18 protein-coding genes and 1 riboswitch are annotated in these 20875 nt (G+C 39.4%); of the genes, 4 read left to right on the top strand and 14 right to left on the bottom strand.

The genetic code is table 11. The features are described from left to right. Positions 1 to 109 precede the first annotated feature (109 nt). Together MKX62_RS10495 and MKX62_RS10490 are read right to left on the bottom strand one after the other, a co-directional pair. Positions 110 to 607 (bottom strand): flavin reductase family protein, encoded by a 498-nt coding sequence (locus MKX62_RS10495; RefSeq protein ID WP_255428568.1) that lies wholly within the window; start codon positions 605 to 607, stop codon positions 110 to 112. A gap of 98 nt (positions 608 to 705) precedes the next feature. After that, positions 706 to 1548 (bottom strand): pirin family protein, encoded by an 843-nt coding sequence (locus MKX62_RS10490; RefSeq protein WP_067205490.1) that lies wholly within the window; start codon positions 1546 to 1548, stop codon positions 706 to 708. Between the two features lie 284 nt (positions 1549 to 1832). Here MKX62_RS10490 and MKX62_RS10485 point away from each other — a divergent pair, with 284 nt between their 5' ends. After that, the gene (locus MKX62_RS10485) at positions 1833 to 2192 is read left to right on the top strand and encodes a winged helix-turn-helix transcriptional regulator (protein ID WP_187046581.1); all 360 of its coding nucleotides are present in this window, start codon (positions 1833 to 1835) and stop codon (positions 2190 to 2192) included. A 61-nt stretch (positions 2193 to 2253) separates the two neighbouring features. Here MKX62_RS10485 and MKX62_RS10480 read toward each other — a convergent pair whose 3' ends face one another. The 4 genes from MKX62_RS10480 to MKX62_RS10465 all read right to left on the bottom strand — a co-directional run bounded on the left by MKX62_RS10480 (position 2254) and on the right by MKX62_RS10465 (position 7842). Next, positions 2254 to 2820 (bottom strand): NADPH-dependent FMN reductase, encoded by a 567-nt coding sequence (locus MKX62_RS10480; RefSeq protein ID WP_082786472.1) that lies wholly within the window; start codon positions 2818 to 2820, stop codon positions 2254 to 2256. A 418-nt stretch (positions 2821 to 3238) separates the two neighbouring features. Beyond that, a complete protein-coding gene (locus MKX62_RS10475) occupies positions 3239 to 3388 on the bottom strand; it encodes a hypothetical protein (protein WP_340741363.1) in 150 nt (49 codons plus the stop codon). 242 nt (positions 3389 to 3630) lie between these two features. Continuing rightward, the gene (gene metE, locus MKX62_RS10470) at positions 3631 to 5925 is read right to left on the bottom strand and encodes a 5-methyltetrahydropteroyltriglutamate--homocysteine S-methyltransferase (protein WP_340741362.1); all 2295 of its coding nucleotides are present in this window, start codon (positions 5923 to 5925) and stop codon (positions 3631 to 3633) included. A gap of 45 nt (positions 5926 to 5970) precedes the next feature. After that, on the bottom strand, positions 5971 to 7842 hold the full coding sequence (locus MKX62_RS10465) for a bifunctional homocysteine S-methyltransferase/methylenetetrahydrofolate reductase (protein WP_340741361.1): 1872 nt from the start codon (positions 7840 to 7842) through the stop codon (positions 5971 to 5973). Between the two features lie 159 nt (positions 7843 to 8001). Further along, positions 8002 to 8110: riboswitch (SAM riboswitch) on the bottom strand. Positions 8111 to 8549: 439 nt separating this feature from the next. Here MKX62_RS10465 and MKX62_RS10460 point away from each other — a divergent pair. Next, positions 8550 to 8747: a hypothetical protein gene (locus MKX62_RS10460; protein ID WP_197485359.1), complete on the top strand. Its 198-nt coding sequence runs from the start codon at positions 8550 to 8552 to the stop codon at positions 8745 to 8747. A gap of 219 nt (positions 8748 to 8966) precedes the next feature. Here MKX62_RS10460 and MKX62_RS10455 read toward each other — a convergent pair whose 3' ends face one another. Beyond that, positions 8967 to 9923 carry an ABC transporter substrate-binding protein gene (locus MKX62_RS10455; RefSeq protein WP_067205476.1) on the bottom strand — a complete coding sequence of 319 codons (957 nt, stop codon included), beginning with the start codon at positions 9921 to 9923 and terminating at the stop codon, positions 8967 to 8969. Between the two features lie 112 nt (positions 9924 to 10035). Here MKX62_RS10455 and MKX62_RS10450 point away from each other — a divergent pair, with 112 nt between their 5' ends. Further along, entirely contained in the window at positions 10036 to 11034 is a 999-nt protein-coding gene (locus MKX62_RS10450) for a FecCD family ABC transporter permease (RefSeq protein ID WP_067205474.1), read from the top strand. Next, positions 11031 to 12083 carry a FecCD family ABC transporter permease gene (locus MKX62_RS10445; RefSeq protein ID WP_187046579.1) on the top strand — a complete coding sequence of 351 codons (1053 nt, stop codon included), beginning with the start codon at positions 11031 to 11033 and terminating at the stop codon, positions 12081 to 12083. Before MKX62_RS10450 ends, MKX62_RS10445 begins: the two co-directional genes overlap by 4 nt. A gap of 564 nt (positions 12084 to 12647) precedes the next feature. Here MKX62_RS10445 and gntK read toward each other — a convergent pair. The 7 genes from gntK to MKX62_RS10410 all read right to left on the bottom strand — a co-directional run bounded on the left by gntK (position 12648) and on the right by MKX62_RS10410 (position 20648). Beyond that, entirely contained in the window at positions 12648 to 14192 is a 1545-nt protein-coding gene (gene gntK / locus MKX62_RS10440; protein ID WP_067205469.1) for a gluconokinase, read from the bottom strand. 2 nt (positions 14193 to 14194) lie between these two features. Further along, positions 14195 to 14917 (bottom strand): GntR family transcriptional regulator, encoded by a 723-nt coding sequence (locus MKX62_RS10435; protein ID WP_067205466.1) that lies wholly within the window; start codon positions 14915 to 14917, stop codon positions 14195 to 14197. A gap of 319 nt (positions 14918 to 15236) precedes the next feature. Continuing rightward, the gene (locus tag MKX62_RS10430; RefSeq protein ID WP_340741360.1) at positions 15237 to 16970 is read right to left on the bottom strand and encodes a hypothetical protein; all 1734 of its coding nucleotides are present in this window, start codon (positions 16968 to 16970) and stop codon (positions 15237 to 15239) included. A gap of 54 nt (positions 16971 to 17024) precedes the next feature. After that, entirely contained in the window at positions 17025 to 17321 is a 297-nt protein-coding gene (locus MKX62_RS10425; protein WP_067205462.1) for a hypothetical protein, read from the bottom strand. Next, on the bottom strand, positions 17314 to 17889 hold the full coding sequence (locus MKX62_RS10420) for a hypothetical protein (RefSeq protein WP_067205459.1): 576 nt from the start codon (positions 17887 to 17889) through the stop codon (positions 17314 to 17316). Before MKX62_RS10420 ends, MKX62_RS10425 begins: the two co-directional genes overlap by 8 nt. Positions 17890 to 18076: 187 nt before the next feature. Further along, the gene (ltrA, locus tag MKX62_RS10415; protein WP_340741359.1) at positions 18077 to 19339 is read right to left on the bottom strand and encodes a group II intron reverse transcriptase/maturase; all 1263 of its coding nucleotides are present in this window, start codon (positions 19337 to 19339) and stop codon (positions 18077 to 18079) included. Between the two features lie 625 nt (positions 19340 to 19964). Further along, positions 19965 to 20648: a hypothetical protein gene (locus MKX62_RS10410; RefSeq protein WP_067205457.1), complete on the bottom strand. Its 684-nt coding sequence runs from the start codon at positions 20646 to 20648 to the stop codon at positions 19965 to 19967. Between the last annotated feature and the right edge of the window lie 227 nt (positions 20649 to 20875).

Genomic DNA, 20875 nt, shown 5'->3' with positions numbered 1-20875 from the left:
ATATCAACATTAAACTTTTACAGAGCCTCTTTTTCAAGAAAAAAAGGCGTGTCATCAGTAGATTAAACTGATGACACGCCTTTCTACACTGAAGATTGTATAGACACTGTCAGCTATAAAATTCTTCTGGAATTGCACCTATAGTTCTACGGTGATACAGAAGAGGTTCTTTACTTTCATTCTGAATATCTAATACTTCGCCTATTAATATCGTATGATCTCCAGCTTCAATTTGTTGCACCGTCTTACATTGTAAAACCGCAAGCGAATTTGAAAGTACTGGTAGGTTTAAATCCGATTCTTTCCAATCACATTGACTAAATCGATCAGCAACCCTGCTCGAGAATAACGTACATAACTCACTTTGATCTGCTGCCAAAATATTCACCGAAAATTTTTCAGCATCTAGAAAGTCACTATAAGTGGATACTCTTTTATCAATGGACCATAAAATTAGTAAAGGCTCTAATGATACCGATGCAAATGAATTGACCGTTAATCCCATCGGTTTTTTATCTGCATCAAATGCTGTAACGACAGTGACTCCCGTCGGGTAATTCCCCATTGCTTCTTTAAAACTCGCTACCTGCTCTATCTTACTTCCCATATCAGCAACTCCCATTTTCTTATTTCACTTAAAATCATATCAAATCTATTAGAATATTTCATACTTTGTGATTCCGCACTAAATTCACTGGTACATGTTCACTCGAATCTTCCTTCTCTGTAATCTTTATAGGCCTGCATAATCTCTTCTTCTGAATTCATCACAAACGGGCCGCGAGCTACTACTTTTTCTCCGACAGGCTTACCTGCATATAACATGATATGCAGTTTCTCTTCTGCGTGAATCTTCACTTCAGTTTGTTCTTCATCTGTTCCACGTTCCAACCAGAGAACCTGCCCCTTCTTCCCCTCCACGCTTTCACTGCCAAATGTCCCTATTCCTTCTATTATATACAGAAATCCATTGTAACTGCCGGGAAGGTCCTGTGTAACAGTGGTACCGGGTTCAATGATCAATTCAACCATCGTAACAGGCACGTGATTTTTCGTGTCAGCCGTAACACCTTCCGAAGAACCGGAAAAGACACGTATCGTAGCGCCGTCTTCATGACGGACCGACATATCTTGTGCACGCATGTTCTGGTAACGCGGTTCCGTCATTTTTTTATCACTTGGAAGATTGACCCACAGTTGCAGGGATTGAACCGTTTCCCCAACAGCCGGATCCTCTGTATGAATGATTCCTTTACCCGCTGTCATCCATTGAACGTCTCCTGGATGTAGTTCTCCTCCCCCAGTCTTATTGTCAAAGTGTTCTAGCGTCCCATCAATGACGTACGTAACAGTTTCAATACCACGGTGTGGATGCATGCCAAATGTTCCACGCACGAAAAAGTCTTCAGCCATCAATAGAAATGGATCGACTTCTTCCCAGTTTCCCGGTTCAATGACCAATCCTACTTTATGAGTTGGCGAGTGTTCCTGATAAACGACATCCCTTACACTTCTGATTCCCCTTGAAAAGACCGATTTATTATTCATATTAAATTCCTCCTTCTGTTTTTGGTTGTATATGTTGAATTAAAAGATCCCATTGTATTAGCAACGGTGCTAAGGAGTGCCCCGTCCTAAGACAGGCTTCAGCTGCCCCTTGCAAGGCTCTTTCGCAAAGTTTAGAAAGGTGTTCATTTGTTCAGCATATATAGCTAAATTTTACCGAATAGTAATGGATCACTATATATGTTATTATGGAATAAATTCACCAAAATGTGAAGTACACACTTCAAAGTGCTATAGTATACAAAAAGATACTAATGGAGGTTATTATGGGGATAAAGCCTGAACTATGTAAAGTTGACGAAGCTTTAGGTATCTTGGTAGGTAAATGGAAACCAATCATTTTACTGCATTTATTTACTGAAGGAACACAGAGGTTTAGTGAATTAAAAAGATTAATGCCAGGGATTACCCAAAAAATGTTGACCAAGCAATTAAGGGAATTGGAAGATGAAGATATTATTAACAGAGTCATCTATCCACAGGTCCCCCCGAAAGTTGAGTATTCTATCTCGGATTACGGAAAAAGCTTACAGCCCATCTTAGCAATTATGCACGAATGGGGCACCGGTCATGCCACACATATTGAAAAGAAAAGAATTAGCCAGAATACCAGCGACGCACTATAATGGATAAATCAAAAACAGACACTCTCCAGGGAGTGTCTGTTTTTGATGATCAGGAGATTTCTTAAGCTTTAACTGTAGTATTTGTTTTGTTATAGAACTCAATAAAGTTAAATACTACTGAATCCAAGAAATCGATCGTAGCTTTATCAGTAAGTTCACCAGCTTCGTTCATTTTCTCATGAACTGAACCGATGTATACTTCGTTACCTGGCAGTAAGATAGGAGCTAACGCCGGATTTGACAGAATTTCTCTTAAGTGGAGTTGCGCACGGATACTTCCGAATGCTCCCATAGATGATCCTACGATGAAGCCAGGTTTGTTTTTAAGTGTGAAATCTCCACCACGTGATAACCAGTCGATTGCATTTTTCATTGCGCCTGGAATAGAGAAGTTATATTCAGGAACTGCAAATAATACAGCATCTGAATCTTTTACATTATTTTTAAAATCAACTACGTTTGCAGATGGGTTGCTTTCTATATCAATTGAAAACATATCAAGATCATTGATAAAGACAGGTGTAATGTCTAATTGATCTGCATAACGACTTCTCATATGTTCAACTATTTTTAAGTTGAATGAAGTTGAACTTGTACTACCGATAATTGCCTTAACTTTAATTGCCATGATGTAAAACTCCTCTATTATATATGATTGTGATTGTAATTCAGCTTCCTATACTAATTATACACAAGTAAATCAAATTAGGTAGTACGCACTTCAAAGTGCCATAGTATACGAAAGGATACCACATAAGCAAAAGTAAAAATGCTGACCTAAGCTCATCATATTTTCCTGCGTAACCGAGCATATCCTTCGCGCGACCAATCATATACCACGCAAACCGATCATATACTTCGCGCGACCAATCATATCCCTCACCAACCAAGCATATACTTCACCCGACCGATCATATACCCCGTCAACCGAGCATATACTTCACCCGACCAATCATATACCACGCAAACCGATCATATACTTCGCTCGACCAATCATATCCCTCACCAACCAAGCATATACTTCACCCAACCGATCATATACCCAGTCAACCGAGCATATACTTCGCTTGACCAATCATCCTACGACAACCGAGCATATACTCCGCGCGACCAATCATATCCTCCGCAAACCGAGCATATACTTCACCCGACCAATCATATATCCCGACAACCGAGCATATACTTCGCTCGACCAATCATATCCCTCGCCAACCGAGCAAATACTTCACGCAACCGATCATATCCCTCACCAACCGAGCATATACTTCGCAGACCAATATTCCCCCGACCACAATAAAAAGGTATCTCCCCGTCATTAATGCACGGGAAGATACCTTTTTTATTGTGAACATATGAATACATGTAATAACAAAGCAATGGTGCCTTACTGAGGTAGCCTAAGCGGATTTGAAATGAATCTTCATTTCAACTTAAATAATTAATTCTTAAGCGTAGCCAATTGACTTTCTCTAACTTCTTTCGCCGCTTCAACCATGATTTTCAAAGCGCCAATTGTCTCTTCTTCTTTTCTTGTTTTCAAACCACAATCCGGATTAATCCAAAATTGTTTTGGATTAATTGTTTTGAGTGCACGATTAATATTTTGTTTCATTTCTTCCTTGCTTGGAACACGTGGACTGTGGATGTCATAAACGCCTAAGCCAATTTCTTTATCATACGTATTGTTCTCAAATGCAGCGATAATTTCGCCATGACTTCTTGACGTTTCGATTGAAATAACATCTGCATCCAGCGCGCTAATGGATTTGATAATACCGCTGAATTCCGAGTAACACATATGCGTATGAATTTGCGTGTCATTTTCAACAGAAGAAGTTGCCAATTTGAATGCATAGACAGCAGCATCTAAGTAACTTTCACGTTTATCTTGATCCAACGGTAAACCTTCTCGAAGCGCAGGTTCATCTACCTGAATCATGCGAATACCGTTCTTTTCAAGCTCTTCAATTTCTTTACGAAGTGCAAATGCAATTTGGTTCAATACGTCGAAACGTGGAATGTCATCTCGGACAAAGGACCAATTCAAAATCGTTACAGGGCCCGTCAGCATACCTTTTACAGGCTTCGTCGTTAACGTTTGAGCATAGACACTTTCTTTCACAGTAATTGGTTCACTAAACGCAACATCACCTAAAATGAGTGGTGGCTTGACGCAACGCGAACCATAAGACTGAACCCAGCCAAACTGTGATACTGCAAATCCTTCGAACTTTTCACCGAAGTATTCAACCATATCTGTTCTTTCAAATTCACCATGGACCAAAACATCAATGCCGATGTCTTCTTGAATTTCAATCCATTTGTCAATCTGATCTTTGATAAATTGCTCGTAGGCCTCGTTTGTAATTTCTCCTTTACGCCATTTAGATCTTGTCTGTCTTACTTCTGGCGTCTGCGGTAAACTCCCGATTGTCGTTGTCGGCAGAAGAGGCAAATTAAAACGTTTTTGCTGCTCGATAATTCGTTTTGCAAATGGCAATGAGCGATTTACATCTTGCTCAGTTAGATTTTCAATCGTTTCTTTAACTTCAACGTTTTGCCGATACTTCGAGTTATTTAGACGAGCAAGTGCGTTCCTGCTCTCCTCAAGTCCTGTCGCAATCGTTTCAGTTCCATCGTGAATCCCCCGACTAAGGAGCACAATTTCAGCTAGCTTCTGATCAGCGAATGACAGACCGCCTTTAATAATTGGATCCAATTTCTCTTCAGTTTCCGTACTGACAGGAACATGAAGAAGTGAAGAGGAAGGTTGAACAATCAAACGGCTTTTATCAACATGTAACTGAATTTCTTCTAATAGCGTTACTTTTTTATCCAGATCCGCTCGCCACACATTTCGACCGTCAATGACACCCGCCGCAAGTACTTTGTCTTGAGGAAAACCATATTTTTGTAGCAATTCAAGCGAATCGCCATGAACAAAGTCTAAACCAAATCCGTGTACTGGCAGCGCAACAACTGCTTCATAATTAGCTACTTTTTCAAAATAGGTTTGTAGGATAATCTTTAATTGTGGCACTGCTTCATGAATTGCTGCGTATGCCTTTTGCACATGTTGGAAATCCTCTTCTGTCAACTTACTTGTAAGAATCGGCTCATCAATCTGAACCCACTCAACGCCTGCCACTACAAGCTCTTTCAATACTTCAATGTACAACGGCGTAAACTGTTGCAATAAAGTAGAAAAATTCTCTTCGCCAAAAGATTTTGCCAGTTTAATATATGTAACTGGGCCTAGGATAACCGGCTTGCCATCAATACCCAGCTTTTCTTTTGCTTCCTTATAAAAAGCGAGCGGGCGGTTCTCTACTAATTGCGGCGTTACACCTTCTAGTTCCGGAACAATATAGTGATAATTTGTATTAAACCATTTTGTCATCTCTGAGGCAACCGCATCTTTAGTTCCACGCGCAATTGCAAAGTATGTTTCCAAAGGTACTTTACCACCCGCATACTCGAAGCGTTTTGGTACGACACCAAACATAATAGATGTGTCCAGCACATGGTCGTATAATGAAAAATCTCCAACCGGAATTAGATCAACACCGAATTCTTTTTGTTTCTGTAGACTTTCTAAACGAAGCGTTTCCGTTGTTTTCAGTAGCTGTTCTTCTGATGTTGCCCCATTCCAAAAACTTTCCAACGCCCTTTTCCATTCACGTTTTCCACCGATTCTTGGATATCCACTAGTTGAACTTTGTACTTTTACCATTGTATGTTAGCCCCTTTATTTTTTATTGTATTTTTTCAACCTGTTTTAATACACGATACTCTCGGTTTGGACCACCTCCCTTGCTACAATCACGTCCACTTTACCGTGTATATACTCCGTCAAATTCACAGTCATGTCATAGCGCATAAAGGGAGTGATTAAATAGATGCCATGAAAATGCTCCAGCGCCACATCGATCAATTCTTTCGAAACCTCTAAACCTTCTTTCGTAGACTGCTCACGATTACCATCAGATAAAGCCATTCTTGCACGTACTTGATCCGTCAACTTAATGCCTGGTACCTCATTGTGTAGAAATTCGGCGTTTTGCGATGAAGTCAGCGGCATAATTCCGATGTAAATTGGCGTCTCAATATGTTTTGTTGCCTCGTATACTTCAATTATCTTCTCCGTGCTATAGATAGGCTGGGTAATAAAATAGTCGGCTCCCGCTTCTATTTTTTTCTCTAATCTCTCCACAGCACGATCTAAATGACGCACGTTCGGATTAAAGGCCGCTGCCACAGTAAAGGATGTTTTCTGTTGCAATGACTTTCCAGACTTTGAAATGCCCTCATTGAATTGCTTTATGAGTTGAATCAATTCAAAGGATGTCACATCGAAAACGGATGTTGCTCCGGGGAAATCACCAATTTTCGTAGGGTCCCCCGTAATCGCTAGCAATTCAGTAATACCCAGTGTGTGTAATCCCATGAGATGTGACTGTAATCCAATTAGATTGCGATCTCGGCATGTAATATGGACCAAAGGTGTTGCACCAATCTTTTGTTTAACAAGAGAAGCCATTGAAGCGTTGCAAATTCTTGGCGTCGCTAGGGAATTATCAGCCAGTGTAATGGCATCCACGCCTGCATCCTTTAACGCCTGAGCCCCCTCAAAGAACTTGCCCGTGTTTAAATGTTTGGGCGCATCAAGTTCAACAATTATCGAATGTCTTTTTCTCACTGTTTCAAGCAATGTTGGGGGTTGAGATTCCTTCAATTCAGACTCCACAACCTCTGTCTTTACCTCCTTCTTCTTAACAAGCTTTTCTTGAATTGGTTCCCGAATTGTAAGTCCTTTCACTAGGGCCCTAATATGTTCTGGCGTCGTCCCACAACATCCTCCTATTAAACTAACTCCTGCCTTCCGAAAACTCAGTGCGAACTTCTCGAAATATTCAGGCTCATTTTCGTAAAAAAGTTTCCCATCCTTATATCCTGGATAACTAGCATTCGGATACACCGAAAGTAAAGCACGCTTCATCAACGGCACAGTTTCTAGAGACTTCAGCATATGGTGAGGGCCAAGGCGACAGTTAATGCCTACTATATCTGCACCTAAATCCTCCAACTGCTGTAAGGCATCTATGAGCTCTATCCCATTTTGGAGCACCCCCGCCTCATGCATTGAAACATTCGTAATAATCGGGATATCTGTCTCCTCACGTGCAATTTTGAGCACGGTTGTTAATTCATCAAAATCGTAATAAGTTTCTAAAAGTAGGCCGTCCACTCCCTCAAGAAGTAAGCAATATAGTTGTTCCCTAAAACTGCGCTTGATTTCATCCTTTGTTCCAATGGATGTTCGAGATCCATGAATACCCCCGATAGTTCCAAGGACGAACGTATTTTTACCCGCTGCTTTTTTCGCAATTTGAACTGCGGCTTTATTTATCTTTTTTACACTGTCCTCTAACCCATGACGTGCTAACTTGATATAATTCGCACCATACGTATTAGTTTGAATAATATCCGCACCTGCCTCTATATAGGCTTGGTGGATGCGAAGCACTTGATCTGGATGTGTCAAGTTCAGCTCTTCAAAACAAAGATCCACACCGTGTGAATAAAGTAGAGTTCCCATTGCACCATCACCGATCAAAATTCGTTCTTTCATAGTATCTAGTAAATTCACGACTATCACTTGCTCCTTTCACTTTCCCAAAGTCCCGTTCCGGAAACTCTCTTCATCATTCTTCAAAATATGTTACTTAATGGGAAAATTAGTTAAAATAAAAAGAGCCTCTTCCTATGTTGAATAAAGGAAGTAGACTCTAAATCTGAATAAGTCTTCTCCTCATCTACCAAGTCGTGTTATCAACTTGCTGGAATTAGCACCATGCCATAAAATGGCGGTTGCTGAGGTGTCATCGGGCCAGTCCCTATACCTCTCTAGATAAGAAAAACTATTAAATTGGATTTGCTTAGTTACGTTATTACAGACTTTACATCATTGTTGGAAAATTAGCAACACCTTTTTGGAAAGTAATTAATTTATTTCACAGATTCAGACTATTGCTTGCCACTTTAAACAACATAGTTGCTAAACAGCCTTTCGCCATCCTTCATTTAAATTCTTACGTCCCTCTTAGCTTAAATAGGTCAATCAAGGTACCAATAAGTCACTTCTGTCAATTGATCCTTTTCCAGAATTGATTGCGTAACCCGCCGCTCTTGCTCCCCCATCCTAAGTGAGCTAAATGCACATAATAATAATATTAATAATGAGTCCATTAACCACTGTCCCCTCTGTAACCCTGCATATAATAAACTATAAGAACAATAACGAACGACCCGTTTACTCAGTTGTTGTTCCCATCAAATTGAAGGGAGGTCATTGACTTGAAAACTTCCTTGGGCATCTGGATTGGTTGGTTAGCAATAATTTTAGCGGCTATAGGGTTCTTTTATGCTCCTTATTGGTTAGGTGGTGGCGCACTCGTTTTAGGCTTAGTCTGTTTAGCTTCTCCACAAAAAGCATTGGCATGGATTTCAATCCTGCTTGGAGCCATCGTATTATTAATCACGATGTTCCAGTAGCCGGATAATTAATGATACTTCAAGGTATGTTTGGGCTCCTACCATACATACCTTTTTTATTTAATTTGTATGCTTACGATTTACTAGTTAGTTTTTTTGCAGTTCGGCCACAGCTGAACAGTAAATTATGTATAAAAAAACAGCCCAGTGAAGCGAGTAAATATCGCATCATCGGGCTGTTTTCTGTTTTCATCTTTTTATTATTTCATTCCATTTAAATTACTTTTTCAAGAAATACTCCTCAATATCATCCAGCATTAAGTTCGCTGCTAATACACCACCAGCAGTGTTCCAAATGATGTCATTTACTTGTGAGACGTTTCCACTTTTCGCGACATTTAGATTTTTAAATAATGGATCCTCAATCCAGTCGTTTGTAAGCTTCGTTGCTTCGTTATCTCCAGTTTCATAAGTGAAGTAAAAGAGCACATCGCCATCCATAGCTGGAATACGTTCTTTCGTGAGGCCTTTTTCAGCAAAATCGTCCACATCTTGTCCATCTGCGCGCGCAAATCCAAGTTGATCTAGAATCACACCCGAGAAGGAATCTTTATGGTAAATGCGTACATCTCCCGCCATAAAGCGAACCATTGATATTTTTTTATTTGTTTGATCCCCTAATTCAGTCTTGATTGTTTCAACGCGATTATTGTATGCACCTAATACCTCGTTACCTTTTTCTTCTTGATTTACTGCTTTCGCATATAATTTAAAGTTTTCCTGCCAATCCCCGCGAAGCGTTTCTGCAAAAACAGTTGGGGCAATTTTGCTTAACTGTTCGTAAACTGCTTCGTGACGCATTTTATTCCCAATGATCAGATCTGGTTTTAAAGATGCTATCTTTTCTAAACTTGGTTCTGATTCAATACCCACAGATTCAGTACCTGTCATGTCCATATGATCATACCAAATTTTCTCAGCGGGTGATTGAACTGCACCTACAGGTTGAATTCCCATTGATAGAAGGGCTTCAGCACCTTCGTTTGTTAAGATTACAATGCGTTTTGGTGTTCCTTTTACATCTGTACTTCCCATTGCATGATCGACAGTATATGTTTCTACATCAGCTGGTTGTGCACTTTCACCTGAATCTTTTGACTCCTTAGTAGCCCCACAAGCCGCTAATACAAGAATACTCATAATAAGTATGAGGGATGATATTTTTCGCATGTACATTATTTCCTCCTGTTAATTGAGAATGAAAATCATTTACACTTAGTATGCTATATGCTAATATATTTCATGTCAACAGTGAATTGAAAATAATTCTCAATGAAGTGAGGAAGTCATGATACATACATCAAGGGGTAAGTGGATTGCTCTTATCGTAAGTAGTTTAGTTTTCATTCTTTGTTTTTTTTCTAGTATTGTATACGGCTATACAGATACAAGCTGGTCCACTGCCTTTTCCGCATTTAAAGAAAATGACGGATCAACTGAACATCTTGTCATTCAAAATGTACGCTTACCACGTGCATTAATTGCTGCAGCTGTTGGAGCTTGTTTAGCCACTTCAGGTGCAATTATGCAATCCATAACGAAAAATCCATTAGCCTCTCCAAGTATTCTAGGTATTAATGCTGGTGCTGTTTTCTTTGTCGTAATTGGGGTTGTGTTCTTCCAAGTGCAAAGCCTTCAATCTTATATGATGTTCGGATTAGTCGGAGCGGCCGTTTCCTTCGGGATTGTCTTTGTTTTAAGTAGTATTGGCAGAGAAGGGTTAACGCCAATGAAGCTTATATTAGCAGGAGCAGCAGTTTCCGCTTTATTCTCATCCATGACACAAGGATTCCTAACAATTAACGAAACAGCACTCGATCAAGTATTATTTTGGCTCGCAGGTTCCGTAGCCAATCGGCCTATCGGTCTATTAATTACAGGATTGCCTTATATGGTGATTGGATTGCTGGTAGCCTTTGTTTTGGCGAAGCAAATGAACCTACTAGCAATGGGTGACGATGTTGCGTCTGGATTAGGTCAGAATGTAGTGCTATTAAAATTTGTTTTTTCTCTTATTGTAGTTGTATTAGCAGGTATTTCTGTAGCAATTGCGGGTCCTATCGGCTTCATCGGAATCATTATTCCTCATATCGTTCGATCATTCATCGGGATCCAACACCAGTGGGTATTTCCATTTTGTGCATTATACGGTGGAATTCTCTTACTCGTATCTGATATTGCAGCCCGATACATTATAATGCCCAAGGAAGTGCCGGTTGGAGTCATGACTGCATTAATCGGTGTTCCATTCTTTATTTATGTGGCAAGAAGGAGATTTGGGGCATGAAAAATAAAGTGACAGTTCGAATAGGAAATGTTGCTTCGTTTATTTTAGATAAGAAATCTTTGTTTACAACGATGATTGCAACGTTGCTTTTAGGGTTAGTAGCTATTCTATCGATGAGTTCTGGTGAGTTTTTCATTTCACCTTTAAATGTCTTAAAAGTTATTTTGGGTATTGGTGAGTCTTTTGATCAAACGATTATCTTTGAATTTCGGCTACCTCGTATTATGATGGCCATTTTAGTTGGAATCGGCTTAGCGACAGCGGGCGCCATTTTGCAAAGTGTATCTAGAAATCCTCTTGGTTCCCCAGATATCATTGGGATTACGGCAGGAGCTTCATTTGCAGTTGTATTATTTCTAGCATTGTTTTCAAATGAAAGTAATGCGCTAACAGTGAGTCAAGATTGGATGCCGTTATTTGCTTTCGGTGGTGCGATGATTACAGCCGCGATTGTGTTCACGTTATCTTGGAAAAACGGCATTGCCCCCTTCCGAATGTTACTTATAGGGATTGGAATTTCAGCATTTATGCATGCTGGAACAACCGTACTTATGCTTGTTGGACCAATCCATCAGGCGAGCCAAGCGAATATTTGGATCACTGGAAGTATCTACGGTTCAAATTGGACTGAAGTTCGAATGATTGCGATATGGATTACTATTCTTTTTTTCATCACGCTTGCCATGACGAGGGAAATGAACGTTTTAGAACTTGGTGATGATTTGGCGAAAAGTGCTGGATCCCCAGTTCAAAAGAACCGAATTATTTTCCTTTTACTTTGTGCCGCCTTGACGGGTGCCTCCGTTTCTTTTGCCGGCGGTATTGGGTTTGTTGGGTTAATCGCACCACATATTGCAAAAAGAATTGTCGGCCCTACCTTTGGTTCAATGGTAGGTTTATCCGCAATCATTGGAGCAATTCTCGTTGTTGTTGCAGACTGGATTGCTCGTGTTGCCTTTGCACCGATTGAAGTGCCTGCAGGTGTATGGACAGCCGTAATAGGGGCACCTTACTTTATCTATTTGCTTATCAAACAAAGAAGTCGATAGAAAGAGGACAAGTAAGTTTAGACAATTTCCAAATAACGCATACGACGATTCTGCACATAGATCATGTCGCTTTCCATGTTAAAGATTTTTTTATTCCCATGACAAGACAAGACACTTTAGTAGATATGAAAGAAGTTCTAGATAATTCAAATCTAGCTGTCACTAACTCTATATTCGGAAAACGTATTGGTTTGTTGGCAGCGATTTTCACCTATGCCTATTTCCAGTCTGGAATAAAATACAGAGTGCGCTAGAATTGTGGCAATGGTCCCTGGAGGCTACATGGGATGTTTGGGGCTAGCGGACTTCACGTTTTTGTTTTTGGCTCCACCATCTCTTCTTCGTTCAATAGGGCAGCTTTGATATGCAATAAACAATAAAAAATGATCTTTCGTAAGTTCAATGTGAACTCATGAAAGATCATTTTTTATTACTTAATTAAAGATGGAAATGACATGCCCTACAACTTTTCTCAAACCTAATTAATAGTCTTTTTTTTCTCCGAAATAATCGTTTCAAGCACCGTCCGTGTTACATTTTTTCTTTTAGGGTCAAACTTTTTTGTTACTCTTTACTTAAGCTTCTCTGATAATCTGCGATGCTTGTGTATTCCTTTTCCAATACTCTGGATAAATTAATGAATATCGGTAATAGTTTTCTATATTCTTGCACATTAGAATCCATAGGTGTGTGCTTATAAGTACTGCCAATCATTTCAGATACCACGTCAAATGATTCAATTTCCCCCGTAGCGTAAAGCCCTAAGATGCAAGCACCTAGACATGAACTTTCATAACTTTCCGGGACAATTACTTCCAAATCGAATATGTCGGCCATCATTTGGCGCCATAAATCAGACCTTGCAAAGCCACCAGTTGCTTGAATTCGGATAACTGGTTCATCCATGACTTCAATTAGTGCTAAAAATACTGTGTACAGATTATAAATCACACCTTCAAGAGCCGCCCGAATCATATGTTCTTTTTTATGTGTCATTGTTAAACCGAAAAATGAGCCGCGCACGTCAGGATTCCACAACGGTGCACGTTCACCCGCTAGGTATGGATGAAATAACAATCCATCAGATCCCGGTCTTACACGTTCAGCAATCTTCGTTAACACTTCATATGGATCAATCCCTAGTCTTTTTGCTGTTTCTACTTCTGATGATGCAAATTCATCTCTAATCCATCGAAGTACCATTCCACCATTGTTTACTGGCCCACCAATGACCCAATGTTTCTCAGTTAATGCATAGCAAAATATCCGTCCTTTCTCATCGGTTTGAGGACGGTCAATGACTGTTCGGATTGCACCACTTGTCCCAATCGTTACCGCTACTTCACCCTTACCAATTGCATTCACACCTATATTAGAAAGCACTCCATCACTTGCGCCAATGACAAATACAGTTTGTGGATCAATGCCAAGCTTACTCGCTATTCCTACGTTACAATTATTAAAAATCTCGGTTGTCGGTACAAGTTCAGATAGCTGCTCCGGCGTGACACCCGCTATCTCCAATGCTTCTTCATCCCAATTCAATCTTTCCAGATTCATCATCCCCATTGCTGAAGCCAAAGAATGATCTACAACATACCGACCAAATAATTTCTTGAAAATATATTCTTTAATGCCTATATATTTTTTAGCCTTTGTCGCTATTTCAGGACGATCATGCACAATCCAAGCAATTTTACTTAAAGGGGACATTGGGTGAATAGGTGTTCCAGTCCGTTTGTATACCTCATGCCCATTTAACTCTTCTTTTATTTTACGTGTCCAAGCTTCACTTCGATTATCTGCCCAGGTGATACACTGCGTTAGGGGCTCATCATTTTCATCCATTACAATAACGCTATGCATCGCACTACTAAATGAAATGAACAATAACTTTTCCGAAGAGATTTGAGATTTCCCCATTATGGTTGAAATTGCTTGTAATACAGCTTGATATATTTCCTCTGGATTCTGTTCAGCTGTCGAAATATCTGGTGTGTAAAGAGGATAACCGATATTCTCCTGTTGAATAATTTCACCTTTTTCTGTAAATAGAACTGCTTTAGTACTCGTTGTACCAATATCTACACCTAGCATATAGTTCGTCATAGTTATCGCTCCCTTCCTTTTTCGAGCATTTGTTGGGACATCCAAAGGTCTGCCACTTTATCTTGAACATCATCAAAGTTTTGATGCAATGCTTGAATCATGATATCTCTATCCTTTATTTTTATGGCTTCAATGTAGATTTCATGATTTTTCAATACACGTGAAAAATCATCGTATTTCTTCTCTAAACGCATTCGCATCGATAAAAGTATTAAACTTTCCATCACAGGTTTCGTATTATTCCAAATCAACATGATGTATGAATGGTCAATTGAACGAATAATCGTTTCATGAAATAAAACATCTTGATAAGAAAATTCATCTGCATCTCCGTATTTAATGGCGACTTCCATCAATTCAAGTATTTTACTTAGTTCTTTCACTAATTCACTTGTATCTATTTTAACAATCCGTTCATAAACGAAGGTTTCTATCAGTAAACGAACATCGTAAATTTCCTCGATATCCTTCTCGGTTAACCCAACTACAACCGCTCCCATTCTTTCTAATCGAATAATATTTTCTGATGCCAATACTTTTAGTGCTTCCCGGATAGGAGAACGACTTACTTCAAATTCCAACGCTAATTTATTTTCCGATAAAACAGTACCCTTTTCTATCATGCCAGAAATAATCCGCATTCTAAGCTCGCACGCTAAACGCGCTCCCATGGAAGCGTTCGCAATCCATTTTTCAGGATATAGTAATTCCTTGTATTCACTCATGATTTCACTTCCCCACTTGCTGCCCGATATACTTGTATACAAGTATGATAGGTCAATTGTGACGAAATGTAAACGCTTAGATTAAGGATTAACAAAGGGGTTCATTTTTTTTGCGGGTGTTACTTTTACAAAAGACGGATTAGTGATAGCTTAATAGTCGCTATGTCCATACTCTATAATAGAACATAACAAAAAAGGCTCAGAACTTTTCGAGAAAAGGTTGAGCCTTATGGGTAATCCTATTGAGTTTCAGGTAAATATAGAACACCAAAATGCAATCTACTTTACTCGCTACCATCCTATTACACACCAATAATCGTCAAAATTCTTTTAAAACCCTCCCCTCTATACTAAAAATCTTTATTCCGTCAATTTCATCAGTAAGTTGATCTAATTTCTGTTCCAAATTATTAACAACAAGCAACTTCGCATCTAATTTCTCTTCGTAATCCAACGTTTTGGCTACTACCTCTTTTATTTGATGGTCTAAGTAGATAAGTGTTTCAGTATCAATAGTAGGTGTAGAAGAATGATAGTCCATCCCTGCTTGACTATCATTCTTCTGGTTCAATTTTATTTCTAGCATTGTAAAAGCTTCATTATGCTTTTCATGTTGTTCTTTTAAATCCGCTATTTCATGCTGGAGTTTTCCTATAGCAGTATTTTTTTCTTCTAGTTCTTTTAGTAATCGCCGTCTCACCTTTTCGAACTGGGTATGCTCTTTGTTGGCTATGGCTAACTTCTCCAGTTGCGTGTGTACTTGTTTATTTTCTCCTTGAATGAGATCCACGAGCTTATATTCAAGCTGCTCTATAGTCGTTTTATTAGTTAGATTTTTTTCTTCTATTGCAATAGCATCAATGTGCTTTTCATGTTGTTCTTTTAAATTCACTATTTCATGTTGGAGTTTTCCAATAGTCGTATTTTTTTCTTCTAGTTCTAGTAGGTATTGTTGTCTCACTTTTTCGAACTGGGTATGCTCTTTATTAGCTATGGCTAACTTCTCCAGTTGCGAGTGTACTTGTTTATTTTCTTCTTGAATGAGATCAACAAGCTTATATTCGAGCTGAGCTATAATCGTTTTATTAGTTAGATTTTTTTCTTCTATTGCAACAGCCACAGTATGCTTTTCATTTTGTTCTTTTAAATTCGATATTTCCTGTTGGAGTTTTCCTATACTATTATTTTTTTCTTCTATTTCTATTAGTAATCGTTGTCTCACTTTCTCGGACTGGGTATGCTCTTTGTTGGCTATGTCTAACTTCTCCAGTTGCGAGTGTACTTGTTTATTTGCTTCTTGAATGAGATCAACAAGCTTATATTCGAGCTGCTCTATAGTCGTTTTATTAGTTAGACTTTTTTCTTCTATTGCAACAGCCACAGTATGCTTTTCATTTTGTTCTTTTAAATTCGATATTTCATGTTGGAGTTTTCCTATAGTATTATTTTTTTCTTCTATTTCTATTAGTAATCGTTGTCTCACTTTCTCGGACTGGGTGCGCTCTTTGTTGGCTATGTCTAACTTCTCCAGTTGGGAGTGTACTTGTTTATTTGTTTCTTGAATGAGATCACCAAGCTTGTATTCGAGCTGTTCTATAGTCGTTTTATTATTAGCAAGTTTTTTATGAAGAGATGTAACTTGCCTGTCATGTTTTTTGTATCTATGTTGATCGGTATTAGCTCCGTCTTTCAATTTATTAATAACTTCAGCTAGCTGTTTGCTAATTGGTAGTAGATCTGTTTTTGTTTTCTGAAAGGAATCAATAGAAGTGATGTATCTTTTCCCTTGTAATCCTTGCAATTGGACAGATCCTTTATAATCGATAGCCCTTTTTTCAAATTCTTGATTTAACTTAACTAACTCCTCAGCCAGTTCTTTTTTTTCGTTAGTCAATTGTATATTTTCTTGCTCAAGGTTTTCTACTAATGAATAGTGATAGCTATCTTGATACTTTTTAACTTCGTATTTATATTTAGCTAATTCCGCCTTTAAAAAGATGATTATTTGTTGAAGTTGTAAGGGATCGTTATTTTTGACGTTCTCACTATTCACGTCATTCCCTCCTATCGCAGCTATTTTCCAAGCAAAAGGCTGTATCAAATGAATTTAGATTCTTTCTTTAAGTAGAGTGATGATTTCCTCAAAGTCCTCTTTGTTGGCCATAATTGCCTGTTCAAGTTCCTCTAAAATCTTCACGTCAGAATCTCCTTTTGCCTCTTTATCAGGCCGACGCTCACCATTCATCAACATATACATAATCAACATATTCAATGTGCTTTTCTCTAAATAGACAAAACTATTGTTGTTTTCCTGTTTATCTTCTGTTTGTTCGTTAAACTGATCTTTCATAATTTGACGTATTATATGCTTCATTATTAATTCTATTTCATCTGTTTTACTCATTCTCTACCCCCTCTACACGTACAGTCCCATTGAGATTGATGGGATTAATCACGGCTATTCCATCTTTCAGTTGATCACTATACGTAAATCCCATAATAGTACCTGCATATGATTCTACTGGTAACCATTTTATCTGGAAGTTTGAAAATGAAATGGTCTCATTAGGTTCAAGGGATGTTTTACCCAAAGGTTTTAGCCAAAATTCCTCTTGATTCGTTTTATCATTTATTCGTTCCCATCCACCGGCATTCTTCAATGACTGTTTGAAGTTTTCATAAACATATCGCCCGGAAAATGAAAATGGAGATTCTTCAGGAATTTTTATACACAAATAAGGATTTGTGATTGGCTGATTCCCCATATTATGTACATGATAAGTTCCTAGGCATAAGCTCTCCTGTTCAGGATCGTGAGAAATGTTTAATGAATAAGTAAAATAGCTAATTATATTCATTCTGGCAGAATCATTGAGCTCATCTACCAGCTTTTTAATTTCATATACATATGATTTTGTTTGATGCTGAAGCTGCGTAATCTTTGTTTCCAAATCTTTGTGATTATTACTCATTATTCTCTACCCCTTTTCCATTAGAAAACTCGACTATTACCGAGCCTTTAGGTGACAGCAGAGCCCTAATTGGCTTAATAAGGTTATTCATGAGCTTATATTTTTTGACGTTAATCGAGTAGGAGGGAGTGATTAACTCCCGACCTCTCACACCACCGTACGTACCGTTCGGTATACGGCGGTTCAATTAAGATTGATAACGCAAAGTTTCGTAACGTGACAGTAGACTTTTGAGCCCTTGGGAACTCCAGTAGGAGTTTCCGAGGGTTCTATGTAATACGGGACTTTTAGAAATTCTCCAGTAACTTTTACGTGAGTTACCCCATTCGTATGCCTTATCTTTCGGCGCACCTAATCCAATGAGTTTCCTCACCTTCGTACTTGGCTTTTTCCAGTTCTTCCACATACACATCCGGAGTCTTCTTTTAATCCAAGAATCGAATTTAATGAACACGCTTGGCGTATCTGCCAATGCGAAATAGCCACACCAACCCATCAGATATTGATTGAGTTTCTTTATCCGATATTCCATGGGATAAGGTTTCTTCCTTGAAGTGATTTCGCGAATTTTATTCTTCATCCGTTTCACACTTTCTTTGGCGATGCGAACCTTCGGTTCTTTACCATTGGTGAAACTGAATCCGAGAAATTTCCTCTTCCATGGACGGTCAACTGCAGATTTACCCAGATTCACTTTCAACTTAAGTTTCCCTTCAATAAATGAAGTGACAGAACTCATGACCCTATTACCTGCTCTCTGTGTTTTCACATAGATGTTACAGTCATCAGCGTATCGGACAAATTTATGTCCTCTTTCCTCCAATTCTTGGTCTAGTTCATCAAGGACAATATTGGAAAGTAATGGACTGAGTGGGCCACCTTGCGGCGTACCTTCCTCACTGGTTGTCACGATACCATTTATCATGATTCCTGATTTCAAATAGTCACGGATTAGCTTAAGCAGACGTTTGTCTTCGATTCGTTTCGAAAGTGTTCCCATTAACCTATCATGGTTCACTTTGTCGAAGAACTTCTCCAAGTCTATATCGATTACCCACCGATTACCTTCCTGTATATATCCTTTCGCTTTCCTTATTGCGCCGTAGGCGCTTCGCTTTGGTCGAAAACCATAGCTATGGTCGGAAAACGTTGGATCATACAAAGTAGATAATACTTGGGCAACGGCTTGCTGAATGAGACGATCCGTCACGGTAGGGATACCTAATAACCGCACGCCACCGTCAGGTTTCGGGATTTCGACCCTGCGGACAGGTTGCGGCTTATAAGTACCCTCAAGAAGTTCCATTTTCATGGATTCCCAGTGTTCCAAGATGTGCTTTCGTAGGTTTTGTACGGGCATTTCATCTACACCATGGCTCCCTTTATTGCGTTCCACCCGTTTCAGGGCAGAAAGCAGATTTTCACGCGACAGTATTCGTTCCATCAACATTGGTTACGCCTCTTTCCGTGAACAACGCTTCTTCTTATACCAGCTCTGCTCCACCATCTCGAAGTCCCCCGTGGGATTCACCACTTCCTCCTTCAAGCATGCCTTATCGGTTATCTGTGTTCTTCGCAGGTTACTGAATGCCAAGATGTTGTTCTCTCTTAATTGTTCAGCCCTTCCCATTCTTCTCGAGTTCGAATGGTACTATGGCTTCTGCTGACTTCTGATTGTTCAGCTACCCATCACTGAGTAGGTTACCAAGTGTACTTGGCGTATCAATCAGACCTCCCCAGGTAAGAACGTAGTCTTTCCCTCCACCTATCTGCTTCATTTACTACATACGACCTTCGGCAGAAAGGGCTTTGTTTTGTTTGGCAAACTCACCCAATCGTACATAGCCTTATATGAAGTTCGTGTTCCTCAGACCGGAGGTTTGCTGCTCGCTTCCTTCAGATTCCACGTCACCATGGACACCCTTGCGTTAAGCTAACTGTTACTTCTGCCTTCACAGTTCGGGACTTGCACCCTATAGACTACACCCATGCTGGGCGCACCAAAAAAATGAAGGGAGGAATATCCTCCCTTCATTATATGTTTGAGGCTTACTCGTTATCACCATTAGCCGACATTAGTGGCAGCAATGTCCGGTATCAGGGAAAACAACAGAGCATTGTTGCGGGCGCAATGGTGGAGGGCACGCAGTTGGTAAATCATCTCTTGGTTCACAGTAATCAGCTAAAAATTCAACAGTTACCGGGAATGTCGATTGAATGCTTTGGCAAGTAGCTACAGAGAGATTTAAGCCAGTAATTACGATTGAACCAGCAGCAGTACCCGTTGGTACAGTGAGTGTCCCAGGAGAACACACGAAACAGTCTAGATCCGTATACGTAATTACAACGTCTGTTCCTTCAGGTGCACATAAGGTAACTTGTTCACAACGGGTAAGCGGAATAGCCGCACTTCTCAGCACCGTTCCGTTTGTTAAAGTCACGACAATTGTTACCACAAAGTTCTTACGAATGTGAAGCTGTTGAAGAAGAACAGTCTTTCCATCAATACAAAACGGGCGATTCTCACGACTTAGAATCTCGATTGGAAACGCCATAGCAGGGCTCACTTCACATGTAACTGTCGCACCAGTAAGCAGTCCTGCAGTTGCTGAAGTTGGTACTGAACCCGTTGGAGTAAAAGCAATTGGTCCCGTTGGAAGTGCAAAATCAAACGAATTTTCTTTCACAATCCAGTCGTACACCTTGTCGACATTTATACAAATTAGTTCTTTCCCATCACAATGATCTTTTCCTTGCATGTTGCAGACACCTCCAAATTTTTTATCTTTCGTTCGTAGCATATGATGTGGAAAAATCAGTGTATGGGCAAAGAAATGATTTATCGAGATATTTATTAACTTAGACACATAAAGGATGGAGGAAGGAAGTAATTAATACTAATTAAGTAGTTCAGAAAGGATATCGTCCCCTGAGAATCCATTTCTTCATCATATATAGAACCGAGGCTGAAAGTGACAAATAATTT

It is taken from the genome of Sporosarcina sp. FSL K6-5500, assembly GCF_038005665.1.
Lineage (GTDB): Bacteria > Bacillota > Bacilli > Bacillales_A > Planococcaceae > Sporosarcina > Sporosarcina psychrophila.
Note: the sequence above shows the minus strand (reverse complement) of the source record. Positions and strands in the feature narration are given on the sequence as shown.